16 protein-coding genes are annotated in these 15,795 nt (G+C 67.1%); 9 read left to right on the forward strand and 7 right to left on the reverse strand.

The annotated features are described in order from the left end of the window. Window positions 1-257: 257 nt before the first annotated feature. The gene (locus tag BAW75_RS29365; protein WP_167435635.1) at window positions 258-1,154 is read left to right on the forward strand and encodes an IS5 family transposase; all 897 of its coding nucleotides are present in this window, start codon (window positions 258-260) and stop codon (window positions 1,152-1,154) included. Between the two features lie 183 nt (window positions 1,155-1,337). On the opposite strand, the gene BAW75_RS29370 is transcribed toward BAW75_RS29365, so the two are convergent. From BAW75_RS29370 to BAW75_RS29380, 3 genes are all read right to left on the reverse strand, one after another. Then, complete coding sequence (locus tag BAW75_RS29370) at window positions 1,338-2,624, reverse strand: IS256 family transposase (RefSeq protein ID WP_104115687.1); 1,287 nt, start codon at window positions 2,622-2,624, stop codon at window positions 1,338-1,340. 126 nt (window positions 2,625-2,750) lie between these two features. Further along, entirely contained in the window at window positions 2,751-3,371 is a 621-nt protein-coding gene (locus BAW75_RS29375) for a transposase (protein ID WP_244206311.1), read from the reverse strand. Then, complete coding sequence (locus BAW75_RS29380; RefSeq protein WP_167435636.1) at window positions 3,335-3,823, reverse strand: winged helix-turn-helix domain-containing protein; 489 nt, start codon at window positions 3,821-3,823, stop codon at window positions 3,335-3,337. The genes BAW75_RS29375 and BAW75_RS29380 overlap by 37 nt, the downstream gene beginning before the upstream one ends. Before the next feature lie 178 nt (window positions 3,824-4,001). Here BAW75_RS29380 and BAW75_RS29385 point away from each other — a divergent pair, with 178 nt between their 5' ends. Next, window positions 4,002-4,667 carry a formylglycine-generating enzyme family protein gene (locus BAW75_RS29385; protein ID WP_104115688.1) on the forward strand — a complete coding sequence of 222 codons (666 nt, stop codon included), beginning with the start codon at window positions 4,002-4,004 and terminating at the stop codon, window positions 4,665-4,667. 439 nt (window positions 4,668-5,106) lie between these two features. Here BAW75_RS29385 and BAW75_RS29390 read toward each other — a convergent pair whose 3' ends face one another. Beyond that, window positions 5,107-5,448: a pentapeptide repeat-containing protein gene (locus BAW75_RS29390; RefSeq protein WP_104115705.1), complete on the reverse strand. Its 342-nt coding sequence runs from the start codon at window positions 5,446-5,448 to the stop codon at window positions 5,107-5,109. A 619-nt stretch (window positions 5,449-6,067) separates the two neighbouring features. Here BAW75_RS29390 and BAW75_RS29395 point away from each other — a divergent pair. Continuing rightward, the gene (locus tag BAW75_RS29395) at window positions 6,068-6,448 is read left to right on the forward strand and encodes an SRPBCC family protein (protein WP_104115689.1); all 381 of its coding nucleotides are present in this window, start codon (window positions 6,068-6,070) and stop codon (window positions 6,446-6,448) included. 599 nt (window positions 6,449-7,047) lie between these two features. Here the strand turns inward: BAW75_RS29395 and BAW75_RS29400 are convergent. Next, window positions 7,048-7,470: a hypothetical protein gene (locus BAW75_RS29400; protein ID WP_146074918.1), complete on the reverse strand. Its 423-nt coding sequence runs from the start codon at window positions 7,468-7,470 to the stop codon at window positions 7,048-7,050. Between the two features lie 349 nt (window positions 7,471-7,819). Here BAW75_RS29400 and BAW75_RS33125 point away from each other — a divergent pair, with 349 nt between their 5' ends. Together BAW75_RS33125 and BAW75_RS33130 are read left to right on the forward strand one after the other, a co-directional pair. Next, window positions 7,820-8,500: a hypothetical protein gene (locus tag BAW75_RS33125; protein ID WP_104115706.1), complete on the forward strand. Its 681-nt coding sequence runs from the start codon at window positions 7,820-7,822 to the stop codon at window positions 8,498-8,500. A 190-nt stretch (window positions 8,501-8,690) separates the two neighbouring features. Continuing rightward, window positions 8,691-9,257, forward strand: a complete 567-nt coding sequence (locus tag BAW75_RS33130) for a DinB family protein (protein WP_104115707.1) — start codon at window positions 8,691-8,693, stop codon at window positions 9,255-9,257. A gap of 388 nt (window positions 9,258-9,645) precedes the next feature. Here BAW75_RS33130 and BAW75_RS29415 read toward each other — a convergent pair whose 3' ends face one another. Next, window positions 9,646-10,332, reverse strand: coding sequence for a response regulator (locus BAW75_RS29415; protein ID WP_104115691.1), 687 nt, complete (start codon window positions 10,330-10,332; stop codon window positions 9,646-9,648). Next, window positions 10,329-12,014 carry a sensor histidine kinase gene (locus tag BAW75_RS29420; protein WP_104115692.1) on the reverse strand — a complete coding sequence of 562 codons (1,686 nt, stop codon included), beginning with the start codon at window positions 12,012-12,014 and terminating at the stop codon, window positions 10,329-10,331. Before BAW75_RS29420 ends, BAW75_RS29415 begins: the two co-directional genes overlap by 4 nt. 99 nt (window positions 12,015-12,113) lie before the next feature. Between BAW75_RS29420 and BAW75_RS29425 the strand changes: the two genes are divergently transcribed. From BAW75_RS29425 to BAW75_RS29440, 4 genes are read left to right on the forward strand one after another with little or no spacing between them, the layout of a single operon-like run. Continuing rightward, entirely contained in the window at window positions 12,114-13,121 is a 1,008-nt protein-coding gene (locus tag BAW75_RS29425; RefSeq protein ID WP_244206314.1) for a Bug family tripartite tricarboxylate transporter substrate binding protein, read from the forward strand. A 56-nt stretch (window positions 13,122-13,177) separates the two neighbouring features. Next, window positions 13,178-13,747, forward strand: coding sequence for a tripartite tricarboxylate transporter TctB family protein (locus BAW75_RS29430; RefSeq protein WP_244206315.1), 570 nt, complete (start codon window positions 13,178-13,180; stop codon window positions 13,745-13,747). Continuing rightward, the gene (locus tag BAW75_RS29435; RefSeq protein ID WP_104115695.1) at window positions 13,748-15,250 is read left to right on the forward strand and encodes a tripartite tricarboxylate transporter permease; all 1,503 of its coding nucleotides are present in this window, start codon (window positions 13,748-13,750) and stop codon (window positions 15,248-15,250) included. Continuing rightward, on the forward strand, window positions 15,247-15,699 hold the full coding sequence (locus tag BAW75_RS29440) for a universal stress protein (protein ID WP_104115696.1): 453 nt from the start codon (window positions 15,247-15,249) through the stop codon (window positions 15,697-15,699). The genes BAW75_RS29435 and BAW75_RS29440 overlap by 4 nt, the downstream gene beginning before the upstream one ends. Window positions 15,700-15,795: the final 96 nt, after the last annotated feature.

Below are 15,795 nucleotides of genomic sequence, written 5' to 3' on the forward strand. Positions count from 1 at the left end.
GCGTTCGTCCTCGCCACAGCACCACCACCAGCGCACACCCTGCACTGGTCGATCTGGCGACGAACATCCCAAGCCCGAGCCCGTCGATCCCACTACCAGCGCAGACGAGCGAAGTGACGTTGGAGTATTAGGCCGTGTTTCGTAGGGCGTCGTTGTTGGGGCGTGGCGGTGGTCGCTAATGGGAGAGGTCTCCGGTAGTTGGTTCAGCGACCAAGCTAGAACTTCGCACCGGAGACCTCGTGCCGAGCGTAACGGCAGTGAGGCGACATGACCTGACCGACGTGCAGTGGGCGGCGCTGGCGCCGTTGCTGCCTGCCGGAACAGGTCGTGCGCGGCCGCGCAGATGGACCATGAGACTGATCATCGACGGGATCCGGTGGCGGGTCCGGACCGGATCGCCGTGGCGCGACGTGCCTGCGGAGTACCCGCCGTGGCAGACCTTGTATCGATGGTTTCGGCGGTGGCAGCGTGAGGGTGTCTGGGCGCAGATCCTCACCTCGTTGCAGGCCCGGGCGGACGCGGCGGGGTTGATCGGCTGGACGGTGAGCGTGGACTCGACCATCAGCCGCGCTCACCAGCACGCGGCGGGAGCCCGCCGTGACGGCCAGGCGCAGAAGGAGCCTCCTGGTGGTGTGCAGGCCGAGCCGGCAGATCACGGGCTCGGCCGATCGAGGGGCGGCTGGACCACCAAGACCCATCTGGCCTGCGAGCAGGGCCGCAAACTGATGGCCCTGGTAGTGACCGCCGGACAACGCGGCGACAGCCCACAATTCATCCCCGTATGGGCCAGGGTCCGCATCCCCCGAGCCGGTGGTGGCCGGCCACGGACCCGCCCCGACACCGTCCTGGCCGACAAGGCGTACACGTCCAAGGCCAACCGCGCCCACCTACGATCCCGAGGCATCCGCGCGTGCATCCCGAGCAAGGCCGACCAGGACGCGCACCGCAAGGCCAAAGGCTTCCAAGGCGGACGACCGCCCGCCTTCGACCCCAACCTCTACCGCCTGCGCCACGCCGTGGAATGCGGTATCAACCAGCTCAAACAACACCGCGCCATGGCCACCCGATACGACAAACTCGCCGTGCGCTACGAAGCCACCCTCACCATCGCCGCCATCAACCAATGGCTCCGCGCCCTACGAAACACGGCCTAGTCAGCCTCCGCGGCCCCTGAGACGTCCGCACCTGCCAGGGGAGAACGCTGACGTGACTGGTGAGGCACGGTGAGGAATGACGGCCTCTCCCTGTCCGGCGTCATCCGTGCTTGTCCGGTCGATGCGGCATGCCTGCTCGTACTCATGGGGCTGTCTCGCTAACGGTGTTTCCGGCGATCTTGGTTAGTAAGTTTCAGCGGCGGGGAAGCGGTCGCTGAAGGTGATGGCGAAGGCGTTCAACGCGGGTTTCCAGCGCATCGTCCATCGGGTTCTGCCTGCTCCGGTGGGGTCCAGGGACCTTGTCACCAGGTATAGACACTTCAACGCGGCCTGCTCGTTGGGGAAGTGGCCGCGGGCTTTGACGGCCCGCCGGTAGCGGGCATTGAGCGACTCGATCGCGTTGGTGGAGCAGATGACTGTGCGGATTTCCAGGTCGTAGTCCAGGAACGGGATGAACTCGGCCCACGCGTTGTCCCACAGCCGGATCACCGCCGGATACCGGCCACGCCACTTGTCGGCCAGGTCGTCGAACGCCGCCCGGGCGGCGTCGGCGTTGACGGCCGTGTAGATCGGCTTGATGTCCCGCTTGAGCTCGTCCCAGTACTTGCGGGAGGTGAGCCGGAAGGTGTTGCGGATCAGGTGGATCACGCAGGTCTGCACCACCGTCTGGGGCCACACGTTCGTCACGACCTCGGGCAGGCCCTTGAGACCGTCACAGACGAGGAAGAACACGTCTTTGACGCCCCGGTTACGCAGGTCGGTCAGCACGCTCATCCAGAACTTCGCGCCCTCACCGCCAGCGCCGGCCCACAAGCCCAGGATGTCCTTCTCCCCGTCGAGGGTGACGCCGATCGCGGCGTAGAACGGCCGGTTGACGACCTGCCCGTCGCGCACCTTGACCACGATGGCGTCGATGAACACGGCGGCGTAGATGGCGTCGAGAGGTCGGTGGGACCAGTCGGTCATCTCCTCGATGACCTTGTCGGTGATCCGGGAGATCGTCTCCTTCGACACCGAAGCCCCGTAGATCTCGGCGAAGTGCGCCGAGATCTCCCCGGTCGTCAGGCCTTTGGCATACAGCGACAACACGACCTCGTCGACCCCTGACAGGCGCCGCTGCCGCTTGCGCACGATCTGCGGCTCAAAGGTGCCTGCCCTGTCCCGCGGCACGTCGATCTGCACCGGCCCGTTGGCCTCGGTCAACACGGTCTTCGACCGGGTGCCGTTGCGGATGTTGCCCGAACCAACACCGGCCTGGTCGTGCTTTTCGTAGCCGAGGTGCTCGGTCATCTCCTCGTTCAGCGCGGTCTCCAGGACCGTCTTGGTCAGCTGCTTCAACAGCCCGTCCGGACCGGTCAGGGACAGCCCTTGTTCCTTGGCTGCCCGGACCAGCTCGGCGGCGGCCTTCGCCTCCGCCGACGGCTCGGGCCGCTTCCTGCGTCCGGTCTGGTCGTTCAGTGTCGCGGTCATCACGGCACCCTCCTCACCAGGCACAACGCCCGGCAGGTCAGGCCGGAAACACCCTTAGATCCACAGACCCGTACTCATCCGAGGCCGTGCGGTTTGGGTGCCTGGGCTGCTACAGATCTTGAATGGTCAGGTTGTGTCGGGTTCGAGGGGCAGTCCGGTGTGAGCGAGGAAGCCGTCGAGTAGGTCGGTGCGGTACTGGATGCTTTTGAGTCGGTTCTTGATGATCGCCTGGAGGTGGTCGACGCCGGTGACGGCGAGGTTGCCGATACTGCGTTTGAGGTGCGACCACACGGCCTCGGTGGGGTTCAGGTCCGGGGCGTATGCCGGTAGCCGGATGACGGTCAGCCAGTCCCGGGCGTCGATCATCTGCCGCATGGCGACGGAGACGTGGGTGTTCAGGTTGTCCCACACGCACACGATCGGGCCACCGAGCTGTTGGTGGGCGGCGTCCAGCAGGGCGATGTAGTCGCGTTCGCTGAAGCTGCGGCGTTCGTTCTTGCGGCCGCGGTGCACGATCGTGCGGTAGATGAACCGGGACCGTTGTCCGGGCCGGTAACAGGTCAGCCCGGCGATCGAGACGCGCCCGGAGCCTTTGCCGGTGACCGGGACGACGGGGGTGGTGCCGCGTCGTGCCCAGGTCCGTGCCTTCGGTGGGCGCAGCGTCTGACCGGCCTCGTCTTCGAAGACCAGCCACGCCTGACGCTGCGCCGCTACCGTTTTCCCGCCGGCCACGTCTCCCGCCGCCACGTGGTGATCGCCGCCTCGTCCCGCTCGACCGCACGATGCGCGGGTACCTGCACCGACCAGCCGAGCCGGTACATGATGTTCGCCGTGCCACGCAGCGTGTAGCGGGTACGAAACATCCGCGCGATCAGGTCCGACACCCGCGCCAGGGTCCACCGCTGATCGGCACCGAAACCGTGCGCCGCCGGCCCCTGCTCCAAGGCGTCGGCCAGCCGCCGCAGCCGGCCATCATCCAGCCGGCACCGAGACCCACCCGGCCCCTTCGACGCCAGAGCCTGCTCACCACCAACCCGCCACCGCTTCCGCCACCCGTACACCGCGGTCTGCGACACCCGCAACCGACGCGCGACCTCCGGCACCGACACACCCTCGGCGAACCACCCAGCCGCCTGCCGCCGCACCGCCTCACGCTTCGCCCGCCCCCGCGCGGACAACCCTCCATCGGGATACCTCATCCCATCGATCTACCCCAACCCCAAGCCATCACACAGACCACATCGGACGAACCTGACCATTCAAGATCTGTAGCGTTCGGCGTCGTGTGGATCGAAGAGATCGTGGCTGGGCGGCCGGCCTGGCGGCATGTCCCGTCCGGCGTGGTCTTTCGGGCGGTGCCCGGGCGGGACCTTTCGCATGGGTCTGTCCGAGGCGGAACTGGCGGCGGTGCGTGCGATCGAGCGCAGTGGGGGAGTAGAGGACACTCTTGAGTCGTTCTTCGCCGATGCCGGGGACGCCCAGCCGGTACGTGAGGTGCGGGTCGAACCGTTCCTGATTGCTCGGCATCCGTTGACGGTCGCGCAGGTCCAGCACTGGTTGCCTGAGTACGAGGACGACTACGCCGACGCGGACTCCGGCACGGCCCGGCTCGAGGGCGACCTGGACGAGTTGCTCGACGCGCTGCCGTTCCGGCTGCCCAGCGAGGCCGAGTGGGAGTACGCAGCCCGAGCCGGCACCACCACCTTGACCTTCCGCGGCGACGAGAAACCCGGCGAGGACCAACTGCTCGACGACTTTGGCGATGAGCGGCGGACAGCCGCCGCTGAGAACGCGTTCGGGCTGGCCGCGATGGGCTCGGCAGCCGAGATCTGCGCCGACGTGTGGATTCCCGGTTTCGTGGGCGCCCCGGCAGATGCCCGCCCACGCACCGGTGACGGGCCCAGGGCCGTACGCGGCGGTGCCGCCGACCTCTACCCATGGCAGGGCTGCGACGAATGGCTACTGCTGCTCGCCGCCACCCGGTATGAGCACGATCAGTTCACCGCGGTCCGCCCGGTCGCACCACTGCCATCCTGGAATTAGCCAGAGCCGCCGGACGAGACGGATACGCCGCAACGTCCCCTCATATCGCGAATGGCGCTTGCAGTTGAACTGGTTCGTGGCCCGGCCCGACTCCAGTCGCCGGGACGATCCTGCATCGCCGAGGCGCGCTAAATCTGCCATGGCGGAGTTGGTAGAGATTCGCAGGTGCGACCGCACCTACCGCTGTTAGCCTCCGTCTTTCGCTAGTTGTTGATCGAAGCGGTGGCCCAGGGCAGCTGCTCTGTCCGGTGGACCGCCAGGACGTGCGGGCATGCTGACTGGCCGGCGATGCCCGACGTGGCGCAGGACGGCCCGGTCACCGGCGTGGTAAGCGGCGTCCTCCAGTGCGGCGCTTGTCGCGGCTGGGGCGGGTGCAGGTGACTAGCTGGGGTAGCGCGGACAGGCGGGTGAACGCGGTGCCAGGTCGGTTGGTCCAACGTCAGCCGGACGTATCCGCGGATTCCGAGAGATCGTGCGGCCACCCGATGACACGCTCGGCGGTGACGCCTCGAAGGTCGGCTCCGTTCCACCGGGCCCGGGTGACGTCTGTGTGTCCGTACTCCGGATCGTGCGTCAGGACGTAGCTGAACCGCGCGTAGGACAGGTCGGTGTCGCGCAGGTCGGCGTCGCGCAGATCGCAGCCGGCGAAGCTGACACCGCGAAGGGACGCGCCCCGAAGGTCGGCGCCACGGAAGTCACACAACGTGAACGAGTGCCCATCGAGGGTGCGGTGCCGAAGATCGCGACTCGCGAACGATGGCCTCGTCGCGCCGGGCGGCATGCTCACCCGCGAACCGTAGCGTGGTCGCCCATCGCCGAACCAGCGGTTTCTGTTCACTCACTTGCGGGGCATGCCGTAGCGCACGACCGCCGCTTCGCCCGCACGTCGTGACGCGCGGGCGTCGACCGAGCTTGACCGTTAGTCGTAGAGATCAGGTCGCCATAGAGTCTCTTCTCTGCGATCCACCTCCGGCGGAGCCTGCAGCAACGGATGATCTCGTAGCCGGCGGGATCGCTTCCGGGCCAGACGGTGCCGCAATCGCTGGATGCTTTCAGGGACGCGGATACAGACCCAGAGCAGGGCCAGTGATGCTGCAAGGTTGAGCAAGCCGATGCATATGAGGCTGCCAAGCGGACTCATCGGCGGCTCCTCGATGACAGCGGGACGGAGAATCGGCAAGCAGGCACGAGCATGATCGATCGTGTCACGGCATCGATGCTGAGTGACTATCTGGGTGACCACGGGTACGAGCGGTGGTGGACGTCTACGGATGCCAGTGGGAAGGCTTCGCAGCCTGAACGAACCGGGCAATACAGGTCAGCGAGCCGTGTTGATTACCTGGGGGCCAAGTGCTCAATCTGCTGCGCTCGTGGCGCGGCCAGGGGCCTACGGCGGCTGAATGCCGCACATCGAGCTGACTACGGTCGTTCAGGCAGTCCCGGAAACCGTCTTTGACGTTTGCCTCGATGTTGATAAGCACACCGAGTCCATGGGAAGTAGTGCCGAACGGGCAGTCGGCGGTATAGCGACCGGCCGGTTGAAGGCCGGCGATGCCGTCACGTTGGAGGCCAGGCACTTCGGCCGATGGCATCACGAGGACAGCTTCAGGCCGAACCCGGCTGACTCCTCGGCAACCCTCATGCGCGACGTCATCGACTTCACTGCGCCGATGGGACCGGTTGGTGGTCTCGTGGCCAGCGTCATCCTGCGTCCGTACCTGCAACGCCTCATCGCACGCCGCAACAGCTATCTTGCGCGGGATGATCATGGCCGCGGCTGATTGGAGCATCGGGCGTATGTCCTGGTAGGGGACCGGCGTCCGGGCGGGCGCAACCGCCTTCCTTAACCGCGTGTGTGAGCTGGCGGGAGCTGTGACGGGCTGCTCTACTGGGTGACATGCATGCCCGCCTCCTTCTGTGCGTCATGCTGGCGGCCGCAGGCGTGATGGTGGCGGGACCGGGCTCCTGGTAGCCATGAGATACATCGACCAGCCAGGACCGTTCAATGAGTTCATTTTTGGCGCGGTGGGCGGGGGTATGTCTAGGGCAGGTATCCGCCGATGGAGGAAGCGCCACCACCTGGGCGCGGGCACACGCAGGGCGCAGAACAGCGTGAAAGGTCGGCAATCAGCCACCAATGACGTCGAGCTGAGATGCGACGTGACCAGCACGCTGTAGAGCTGACGCAGGTCGCGAGGTGGCCGGTCTGAGTTCCGCTTCAACGTCGGAAGCCCATGACGGCGGATTTCGAGCGAGTTTTCAGCGGTCTGCCGCACGGACTTACCCGATGACGTGATCATGCCACGCAGGCGCTCTCATGCCGCAGACAGCCGGCGTCGATGTGGAGTTAGGTTAGGTTGAGGGCGTCCACAGCGGGGATTCAGGCGTGCCGTATAGCATCGGCCGTCTCAATCACTTGGCTCAACTGCTTACTGCTGAGCAGCCGGGCGCGCCAGGCCAGCGCGGCGATCTCCGCGCTCGCTGGATGTACCCGCGCGTCCTCGACGACCGGCCCGATCCCGGTCAGCGCGACCATGTCGCCGGGCGGATAGCCGAGCAGGTGCGCGAACGCCGTCACGTACTGCGGGGTGATGACCACCTTGCCTGGGCCCAGCATCGACACCGTGGAGTCGGAGACGTACGGACCATCTCCAACAACCTGGAGGATCTGTGCGTTGCGTGGGCGAATGTTGCGGTTGCGCAGCAGGCGCAACAGCAGAGCTCCAGGGGTATCCGGGTAGTCGTCGGCTGGCTGGGACCCATCCGGCGGCTGCACGGGCAGGGACCTGACCAGCGCCTCCAACCGACTCCGCTGGTCCCCGTCCATCCGGGCGGCGTGTCGGACGACCGAACCCACATTCCTGCTCGATCGACGTGTCGAACGTAGGTCGCCGCTGCGACAACAGGCGCCACAACCGTACGCCGAACGGTGAATCTCCCACGACGTGCGACCGTACCGTCCGCTGGTCTACGTTGCTGGCGCCTGAAACGGCGAGAACATCCGCTCATGCCGCGAAGAACGCGCGCATCGGCTGCGGCACGGCGGGGACCGTTCGTGCGGCCGCGCGCACCAGTTCGAGCAGTCAGGGCCGTTGGACCTGATCCTTACAAGCCCCGTCCTGCCCGGGGCGTCGCGCGCTAGTCTGCCGCGCATGATCTACCGCGTCGGGGACGTGCTGCGGATCTCCTGCCCGTTCACGCCGACGGTCGTCACCGGCGTGGACGAGGCGTACGTCAGCGTCCGCTGGCCGTGGTGGGAGATTGACCCGGACGCGGAAGGCGTGCGCTGGAACGGAGAGGTGGCCCTGGGCCGCGCCGATCCGGACGAGCTGTACATGACCGACCCGGCCTCGCCCCGCCTCGCCCCCGGCGATACCTGCCGGGTCGGTATCCCGGCGCGGATCATCCACGTCATCGAGGTTCACGAGTACGAACCGCCGCAGGAGGCGGGCTGGTTGCCCCGCCCGAGCCTGAGTTTGCTCGTCCTGCGCGTCGGTGAGGCTCCGGATGTGGCAGCGGAGTTCCAGGGCACGAGCATCGAGCCCGATGGCGGTGTTCCGTTCCCGCTCGAACTGCTCTTCAGGCCGTATGCCTTCCTGGAGGTCGGCGATGATGTTGCCGATGCCGCTGGTCGTGCATGGCGCTTCGATGGCCCGTGGACCTGGACCGCTTATGACGGCGCGGGGGGAGTGCCGGCCTGGCCCCTGGCCCTACTGGTCGGCGGGGCGGATCCGGCGGCAGTCGCGGCCGCGACCGCTACCGGTTCGCACGAGGCCGAAGTCACCCGCTGGCGCCGAGCGGCCGGCTTGCAAGACGACACCCAGTCCCGCTGAGCAGGCCACTGCCGCCTACAGACACCAGCGGCCGGCCAGGTGTCCCGATCTGCCGCAATCCGCTGGTCGCGGCTGTCCGCGGCTGCTCCGGAGCGGGAAGGTGCGGCCTTGTAGGTTACTTCGGAGCCCTGAGGGTCTCGTCGTAGGTTTGATCGGGTCGCCTGTCAATCTCTACTGTCGCGCCGTGGATGTGGACTGGAACGCAGAGCTGGTCGACCAACTTGAGTGGCACTGGCGGCATCAGCTTCGGCCACGGCTGGACGGGCTGACCGATGACGAGTATTTCTGGCAGCCGGTCCCGGGCTCCTGGACCCTCAGCCGACGCGGCCAGAGTTCTGCGCCGATGTCGATCGGCGCAGGCGAATTCACCTTGGACTACGCCAGCACGCCACACGACCGGGCGCCGGTCACCACGATCGCCTGGCGGCTGGCGCACCTCCTTGACGTGTTCGGGCCACCGACCGCACCCCACTTCGACGGCTCGCTTGCTCGTCACCGGGCCGTCGCCTACCCGGGCACCGCCGAGGCAGCACTGCGACAGCTCGACGACGGGCACGATGCGTGGATCCGCGATGTCCGCCACCTCGGCACAGCCGGATTAGCTCAGCCCCAAGGCGCCATCTCACCGCCGGAGTACGCGGATGCACCGATGGCGAAGCTCGTCCTGCACGTACACCGCGAGGTCATTCACCACGGCGCTGAGATATCGCTGCTGCGGGACCTCTATCTATGGAAAGGCAGCGGAGGTCACCTCTGACGTCCCGTGGTCGTTCCAATCTGGTGCACGCTCATGCCGCTGATTAGGCGCGGCATGTCTGAGCTTGTCGGGTCGACAAGCGCGCCGTGGGAGCGGATCGGGAGCAGCTGAGGCCTAACGGTTGCTGAGCGGGCGTCGGCGTCACTAGGACGGCTTGAGCAAGCGGCCACGGAGTCTGACGAACGACGTGCAGGACGGTCCGACACAGCCTGGAGGCATCAACCCGGTCGCGGGCCCGTGATCGGGGGAGCGCGTTGGGAGCAACAGGGTGCCCTGAACGGCGCTGAACCACACCGAACGGCATTTGATCGCACCCAACTGCACCCACCCCTGCCTGGGGCTTCGCGTTTCCCCAGGTCAAATTCCGTGCGGCGGCCTGCTTCACACTTCAAGATCTGTAACGGCCAGTCCAGCGGTAACGGCGCTCCGGCCGTCCGGTGCTTCCGTATTTGAGAGTTACCGCGGCCTGGCCGGCTGTGGTGAAGTGCTCAAGGTAGCGGCGGGCGCTGACCCGGGAGATGCCGATCTGATTCGCGCACTCCGCAGCGGAAACGGTGCCCGTTTGCTCCCGGAGGATCTGTTCGACCAGTCCAGCAGTCTCCGGGCTCAGGCCACGGGGCAGGGCGGGCGCGCCGGTGGTCGGGCTGCTGGACGTGAGCGCCCGGTCGATATCCGCTTGGTCGCAGACCACGCTGTTCGAGAAAGTGCTACGCCGGGCCGCGTACTGTTCGAGCCTGCCTCGCAGTTCCTCGAAGCTGAACGGTTTGAGGAGGTAGTTGACCGCGCCGTACCGGACGGCCCTCCGTACCGTGTCGACTTCCCGGGCAGCGCTGATGACGAGGACGTCGCAGTCATGCCCGGTGGCGTGCAGCCTGGCGACGACGTCGAGGCCGAACATGTCCGGAAGGTACAAGTCGAGCAGCACCAGGTCGGGGCGTAACTGCTCCACCGCGGCGATCGCCTGTTCACCGGTACTCGCGGTCGCCACGACCCGGAAACCTTCGAGACGTTCGACGAAACCGCGATGGATCCGGGCCACCATGAAGTCGTCGTCAACGATCAGCACGTCGATCACGGCCCTGCCTCCAGCGGAGCTACCGACATTCGCGCGGTGAACATCGCGCCCTCATCGGTGTTCGTCACTGCGACCTCTCCGCCGCGACGGTGACAGACCATGCGGGTGAGCGCGAGGCCGATACCCCGTTCACCGCCCTCTGCCGCTTTCGTCGTGAAACCGTGGGCGAACACTTCCTGTGCCAGTCGGGGAGCGATCCCCGGCCCCGAGTCACGGACGACGATTTCGATCGATGCGGAGTCCTGACGCAACTCGACTTCCACCCACTGGTTCCCGGCGGCCGGCCTGCTGTTGATGTCCGGGCCGGCGCCGGAATCCGCGGGGGAGACATTCCGGCCTCCTGCGACGGCTTCGACGGCGTTGTCCACGAGGTTGCCCAACACCGTACCCACATCGGCCGATACCGCCATGTCCAGCCGGCCCAACCTGGTCCGCTCAGAGATCCGTAGTTCCACGCGGCGCTCGGCGGCGACCGCCGATTTGGCCGTGAGCAGAGCTGCCACCGCAGTGTCGTGGATCCGGCTCGTCACCGCGAGGTCCAGGGAGGCGCGATGCCGGCTGAGCGCCTCGACATACCGGACCACCTCCTCGTGCTCACCGATCTGGATCAGCCCGGAGATGGTGTGCAGCTGATTCGCGAACTCGTGTGTCTGTGCGCGCAGTGACTCGGTGGTACTGCGAAAGGAACCGATCTCCTGCTCCAGGCGGGCCAGCTCGGTCCGGTCCCGCAGTGTGGTGACCGAGCCGAGGCGCCGGCCGTCCTTGTTCACCGTCATCCGGCTCATCACGAGCACCCGGCCGCCCCGAACCACGACCTGGTCCCGCGTCTCCCGCGCGCTGCCCGCCCCCGCGAGAACGTCGCGTAACCGGCCCTCAATCCGTAGCTCCGACAGGCTGCGGCCGAGGCAATGTTCGGGCAGGTCGAGCAATCGGCGGCCCACAGAGTTGACCAGCGTGACCCGGTGTTGCGGATCGAGTGCGATGACCCCTTCGGCTAGGCCGTGCAGCAGCGCCTCCCGGTGCTCTGCCAGACCGGCGATCTCCCGCGGTTCGAGGCCGAGGGTCTGCCGCTTGATGCGCCGGGCCAGCAGCCATGATCCGAGCACTCCGAGGGCGCTGGCTATGCCGAGGTAGGTGAAGAGGTAGGACGAAGCGCCGACCAGTCGCTGCCACCAGGACGGAAGTGCCTCGCCGACCATCACCACGCCCAGATGCCGTCCGAGATTCTCCTTCTTGCGGTCGCCCAGGACCGGCACCTGTGCCACCAGCTCGCGTGTTCCGCCCACCGTCAGCTCGCCGAACCAGCTTCGACCGCCGGCGACCCTCGGATCACCGAGCACCATGAGGCTGCCGACAAGCGTCGGGTTGGTGGAGGCGACTATCCGTCCGCTGTCATCGGCGACGCTGACGGTGGTCACGTTTGCCTGAACCGGCAGGTTCTGCACCAGGGACGCGATCGTCTCCCCGGGCGCCGGCTGGTCGAGGCGGTCCCGTAGCAGCGGGTTCCCGGCGAGTTGTTCGCCGAGGGCAGCAACACGGCGGCCTTCGACCCGGTTGAAGGTGGCCGCCGACTGCGCCAGCGACACGGCCGCCACCGCTGCGAGCACCACGACGATGATCGCGAGTTGGAGAGCGAGCAACTGCCCGGCGAGCGTACGACGCCGAGGCATGACCGCGACCACAAAGACCTCAACTTCCGCTGGTGACACAAGGCAGACGGGGAACCGGCGTCGGGGTCATCATCTTGCCGCCGGTCTGAATCGAAACGGAAGAGAAACCTGATGGCAACCAGAAGAAAAGCGCTACTCGTGGGCGTCTCCGTAACCATGGCGCTTGCCCTGGTGGGCTGCGGCGCCACGGCAGAAGAGGGCGAGGCGGGCGCCGGCGGCGACGGCAAGCCGATCACCGGTCTACGCATCATGGTGCCGAACAGCCCCGGTGGTGGATACGACACCACGGCCCGCACGGCGGCGAAGGTGATGGAGGATGCCAAGATCGCCGCTGGCGTGCAGGTGTTCAACCTGCCCGGAGCGGGCGGCACGGTCGGACTGCAGCGCATCGTGAACGAGAAGGGCAACGGCAAGCTCGCGATGCAGATGGGGCTGGGGGTGGTCGGTGCCTCGTACACCTCGAAGTCGTCGGCCACACTGACCGATACCACCCCGCTGGCCAAAATGATCGAGGAAGCAGGCGCGGTCGTCGTGCCGAAGAACTCGCCGTACCGGACGATCAACGACTTGGTCACGGCCTGGAAGGCCAACCCGGAGGGCCTCGCTGTCGGCGGCGGCTCGTCTCCCGGCGGCCCCGACCACCTGCTGCCGATGCAATTGGCCAAGACCATCGGCATCGACCCGCGACAGGTCAACTACATCTCGTACGACGGCGGAGGCGAGCTGCTGCCAGCCCTGCTCGGAGGCAAGGTGGCCTTCGGCGCAAGTGGGTTCGGGGAGTTCCTCGATCAGGTCGAGGCCGGGCAGCTCCGGGTTCTCGCGGTGACCAGCGAAGCGCCTGTCGACGCGCTTCCGGAGGTACCGACGCTGAAGTCCGCAGGTATCGACCTCGTCTTCACCAACTGGCGGGGCATCGTCGCACCGCCCGGCATCAGCGACGCCGACAAGAAGCTGTGGATCGATGCGTTGACCAGGATGCACGACTCCGCCGAGTGGAAGACCGAGCTCACCAAGCGGGGCTGGACCGACGCGTTCGTCACAGGCGATCAGTTCGCCGCCTTCCTCACCCAGCAGGACAAGTCGGTGGCTGACCTGCTCAAGCAGCTCGGCCTGGCATGACCGGCCGGCCGAGCCGATCGGATCGGGACGGCGGTTCGCCGTCTCGGTTCCCGGCGTTGTCTGACATCCCGATCCAGCCCGCGCCCGAGCCGTCGGACGCGGTACGAGCGGCCGACGCTCCGCGTTCCGCAGCGGATGCGTCGAAGCCGGACCGCGCACAGTACGTCGTCTGCGTCTTCCTGGCGCTGGTCGGGATCATGGTTGTCGTCGACGCCACCCAGATCGGTCAGGCGGTGAGCAGCACCGACCCGCTCGGCCCACGGCCGGTGCCGATCCTGCTCGGAACGCTGCTCATGGTCGTCGCGGTGGTCTACGCCGTGGATGTGGCTCGTGGCGGCGTCGGTGAGCCGGAGGCCGGCGAGGACGTCGACCTGGCCACCCCTGTCGACTGGCGCACCGTCCTGCTTCTCGTCGCGGCGTTCCTGACCAACGCAGTGTTGATCGAGCCACTCGGCTGGGTGATCAGTGGCACGTTGCTCTTCTGGGGTACGGCGTTCGCGCTCGGCAGCCGCGACCACGTCCGGAACCTGCTGATCGCCGTGGGGCTCTCCCTCATCACGTTCTACACATTCGCCATCGGGCTCGGCATCAACCTGCCCGCTGGCGTGCTGCGAGGAATCCTGTAGATGCAGAACCTCCATTCGCTTCTCGACGGGTTCGCCCACGTGGCGACGCCGATGAACCTGCTCATCGCGCTTCTCGGTGTCACCATCGGCACCGCGGTCGGTGTACTACCGGGCATCGGCCCCGCGATGACAGTGGCGCTGCTGCTGCCGGTGACGTACGGCATGGAGCCCACGCAGGCCTTCATCATGTTCGCCGGCATCTTCTACGGCGGAATGTACGGCGGATCGACCACGTCGATCCTGCTCAACACTCCCGGTGAGTCCTCGTCGGTGGTGACCGCGATCGAGGGCAACAAGATGGCCAAGGCCGGCCGGGCAGCGCAGGCGCTGGCCACCGCCGCGATCGGGTCGTTCGTCGCCGGAACCATCGCCACCCTGCTGCTTGTGGTCATCACCCCGCCGGTGGTCCGGTTCGCGGTCAGCCTCGGCGCGCCGGACTACTTCGCCCTGATGCTGCTGTCGTTCGTCGCCGTCACCTCGGTGCTGGGCGCCTCCCGGATACGCGGTTTCGCCTCGCTGCTGATCGGCCTGGTCATCGGAGTGGTGGGGATCGACAGGGTGACCGGTCAACAGCGGCTCACCTTCGGTGTGCCGCAGCTCGCAGACGGCATCGACGTGGTTGTGGTGGCTGTCGGGATCTTCGCCGTGGGCGAAGCACTCTGGATCGCCGCGCACCTCCGACGCCGTCCGGCCGAGGTGATCCCGGTCGGCCGGCCGTGGATGGGCCGCGACGACTGGCGCCGGTCCTGGAAGCCCTGGCTGCGCGGCACCGCTTACGGATTCCCGTTCGGGGCGCTACCCGCGGGCGGCGCTGAGATACCCACGTTCCTGTCGTATGCCACCGAGAAGAAGCTGTCCAAGCACCGGGACGAGTTCGGTCGGGGAGCGATCGAAGGCGTTGCCGGCCCCGAGGCGGCCAACAACGCGTCCGCCGCCGGCACGCTGGTACCGATGCTCGCCATCGGCCTGCCCACCAACGCCACCGCCGCGGTGATGCTGGCCGCCTTCGAGCAGTACGGCATCCAACCCGGCCCGCTGCTCTTCGAGCGGGAGTCGGGTCTGGTCTGGACGCTCATCGCCAGCCTCTTCGTCGGGAATCTGCTGCTGCTGGTGCTGAATCTCCCGCTCGCGCCCGCCTGGGCGCGGCTGCTTCGGATTCCTCGACCGTATCTCTACGCCGGCATCCTCTTCTTCGCGTCGATGGGCGCGTACGCCGTCAACGCACAGCCGTTCGACCTGATCCTCCTGCTCGTACTCGGCCTGCTCGGCTTCGGCCTGCGCCGGTTCGGGCTGCCGATCCTGCCGCTGATAGTCGGGGTGATCCTGGCTCCGCGCGCCGAACTGCAGGGCCGCCGGGCGTTGCAGCTGTCCGGTGGAGAGTGGCACGGGCTGCTGGGCGGCTGGGTGTCGGGTCTGATCTACACCACAGTGCTGGTGGTGCTCTTCTGGCCGTTGGTCCGGCGGTTCGTCCTCCGCCGGCGTGCAAGGATGGTGACAGAGTGACCGTTCTGGTGGGATACGTTCCATCCCCGATGGGAATGGCGGCCCTGCAGGCCGCGATCGGACAAGCGCGATTCCGCGACGAGCCGGTGCTCGTGGTGAACACCTCGCGGGGAGATGCCTACGTCGATCCCTGCTTCGCCCAGCAGCCCGACCTGGACGCGGTGACCCGCGAGCTGACCGCGTCCGGGGTACCGTTCGCGATCAGGCAGCTCATGCAGGGTCGGGACGCCGCCGAGGAGATAGCCGATCTCGCCGACGCGCAGGACGTGTCGTTGGTAGTCATCGGAATCCGGCATCGAAGCCCGATCGGCAAGCTGATCCTGGGCTCGACCGCACAGGAGATCCTGCTCCGGGTCTCCTGCCCGGTCCTCGCGGTGAAGGCCGCGACACCACGACGGATATCTCGGGCAACGGGGCCGTCCCGCTGGCCTCTCCCCAGTGAGCCGTAGCCGCCGGGTCACCACCCCGAGCCCAATGACGGTTCATGAATGCTCGCGAAGCTTCCGCCCGCCATTGCCACCGAGACTGCGACGCTTTCTTGACGA

Source organism: Micromonospora chalcea (assembly GCF_002926165.1).
GTDB lineage: Bacteria > Actinomycetota > Actinomycetes > Mycobacteriales > Micromonosporaceae > Micromonospora > Micromonospora chalcea.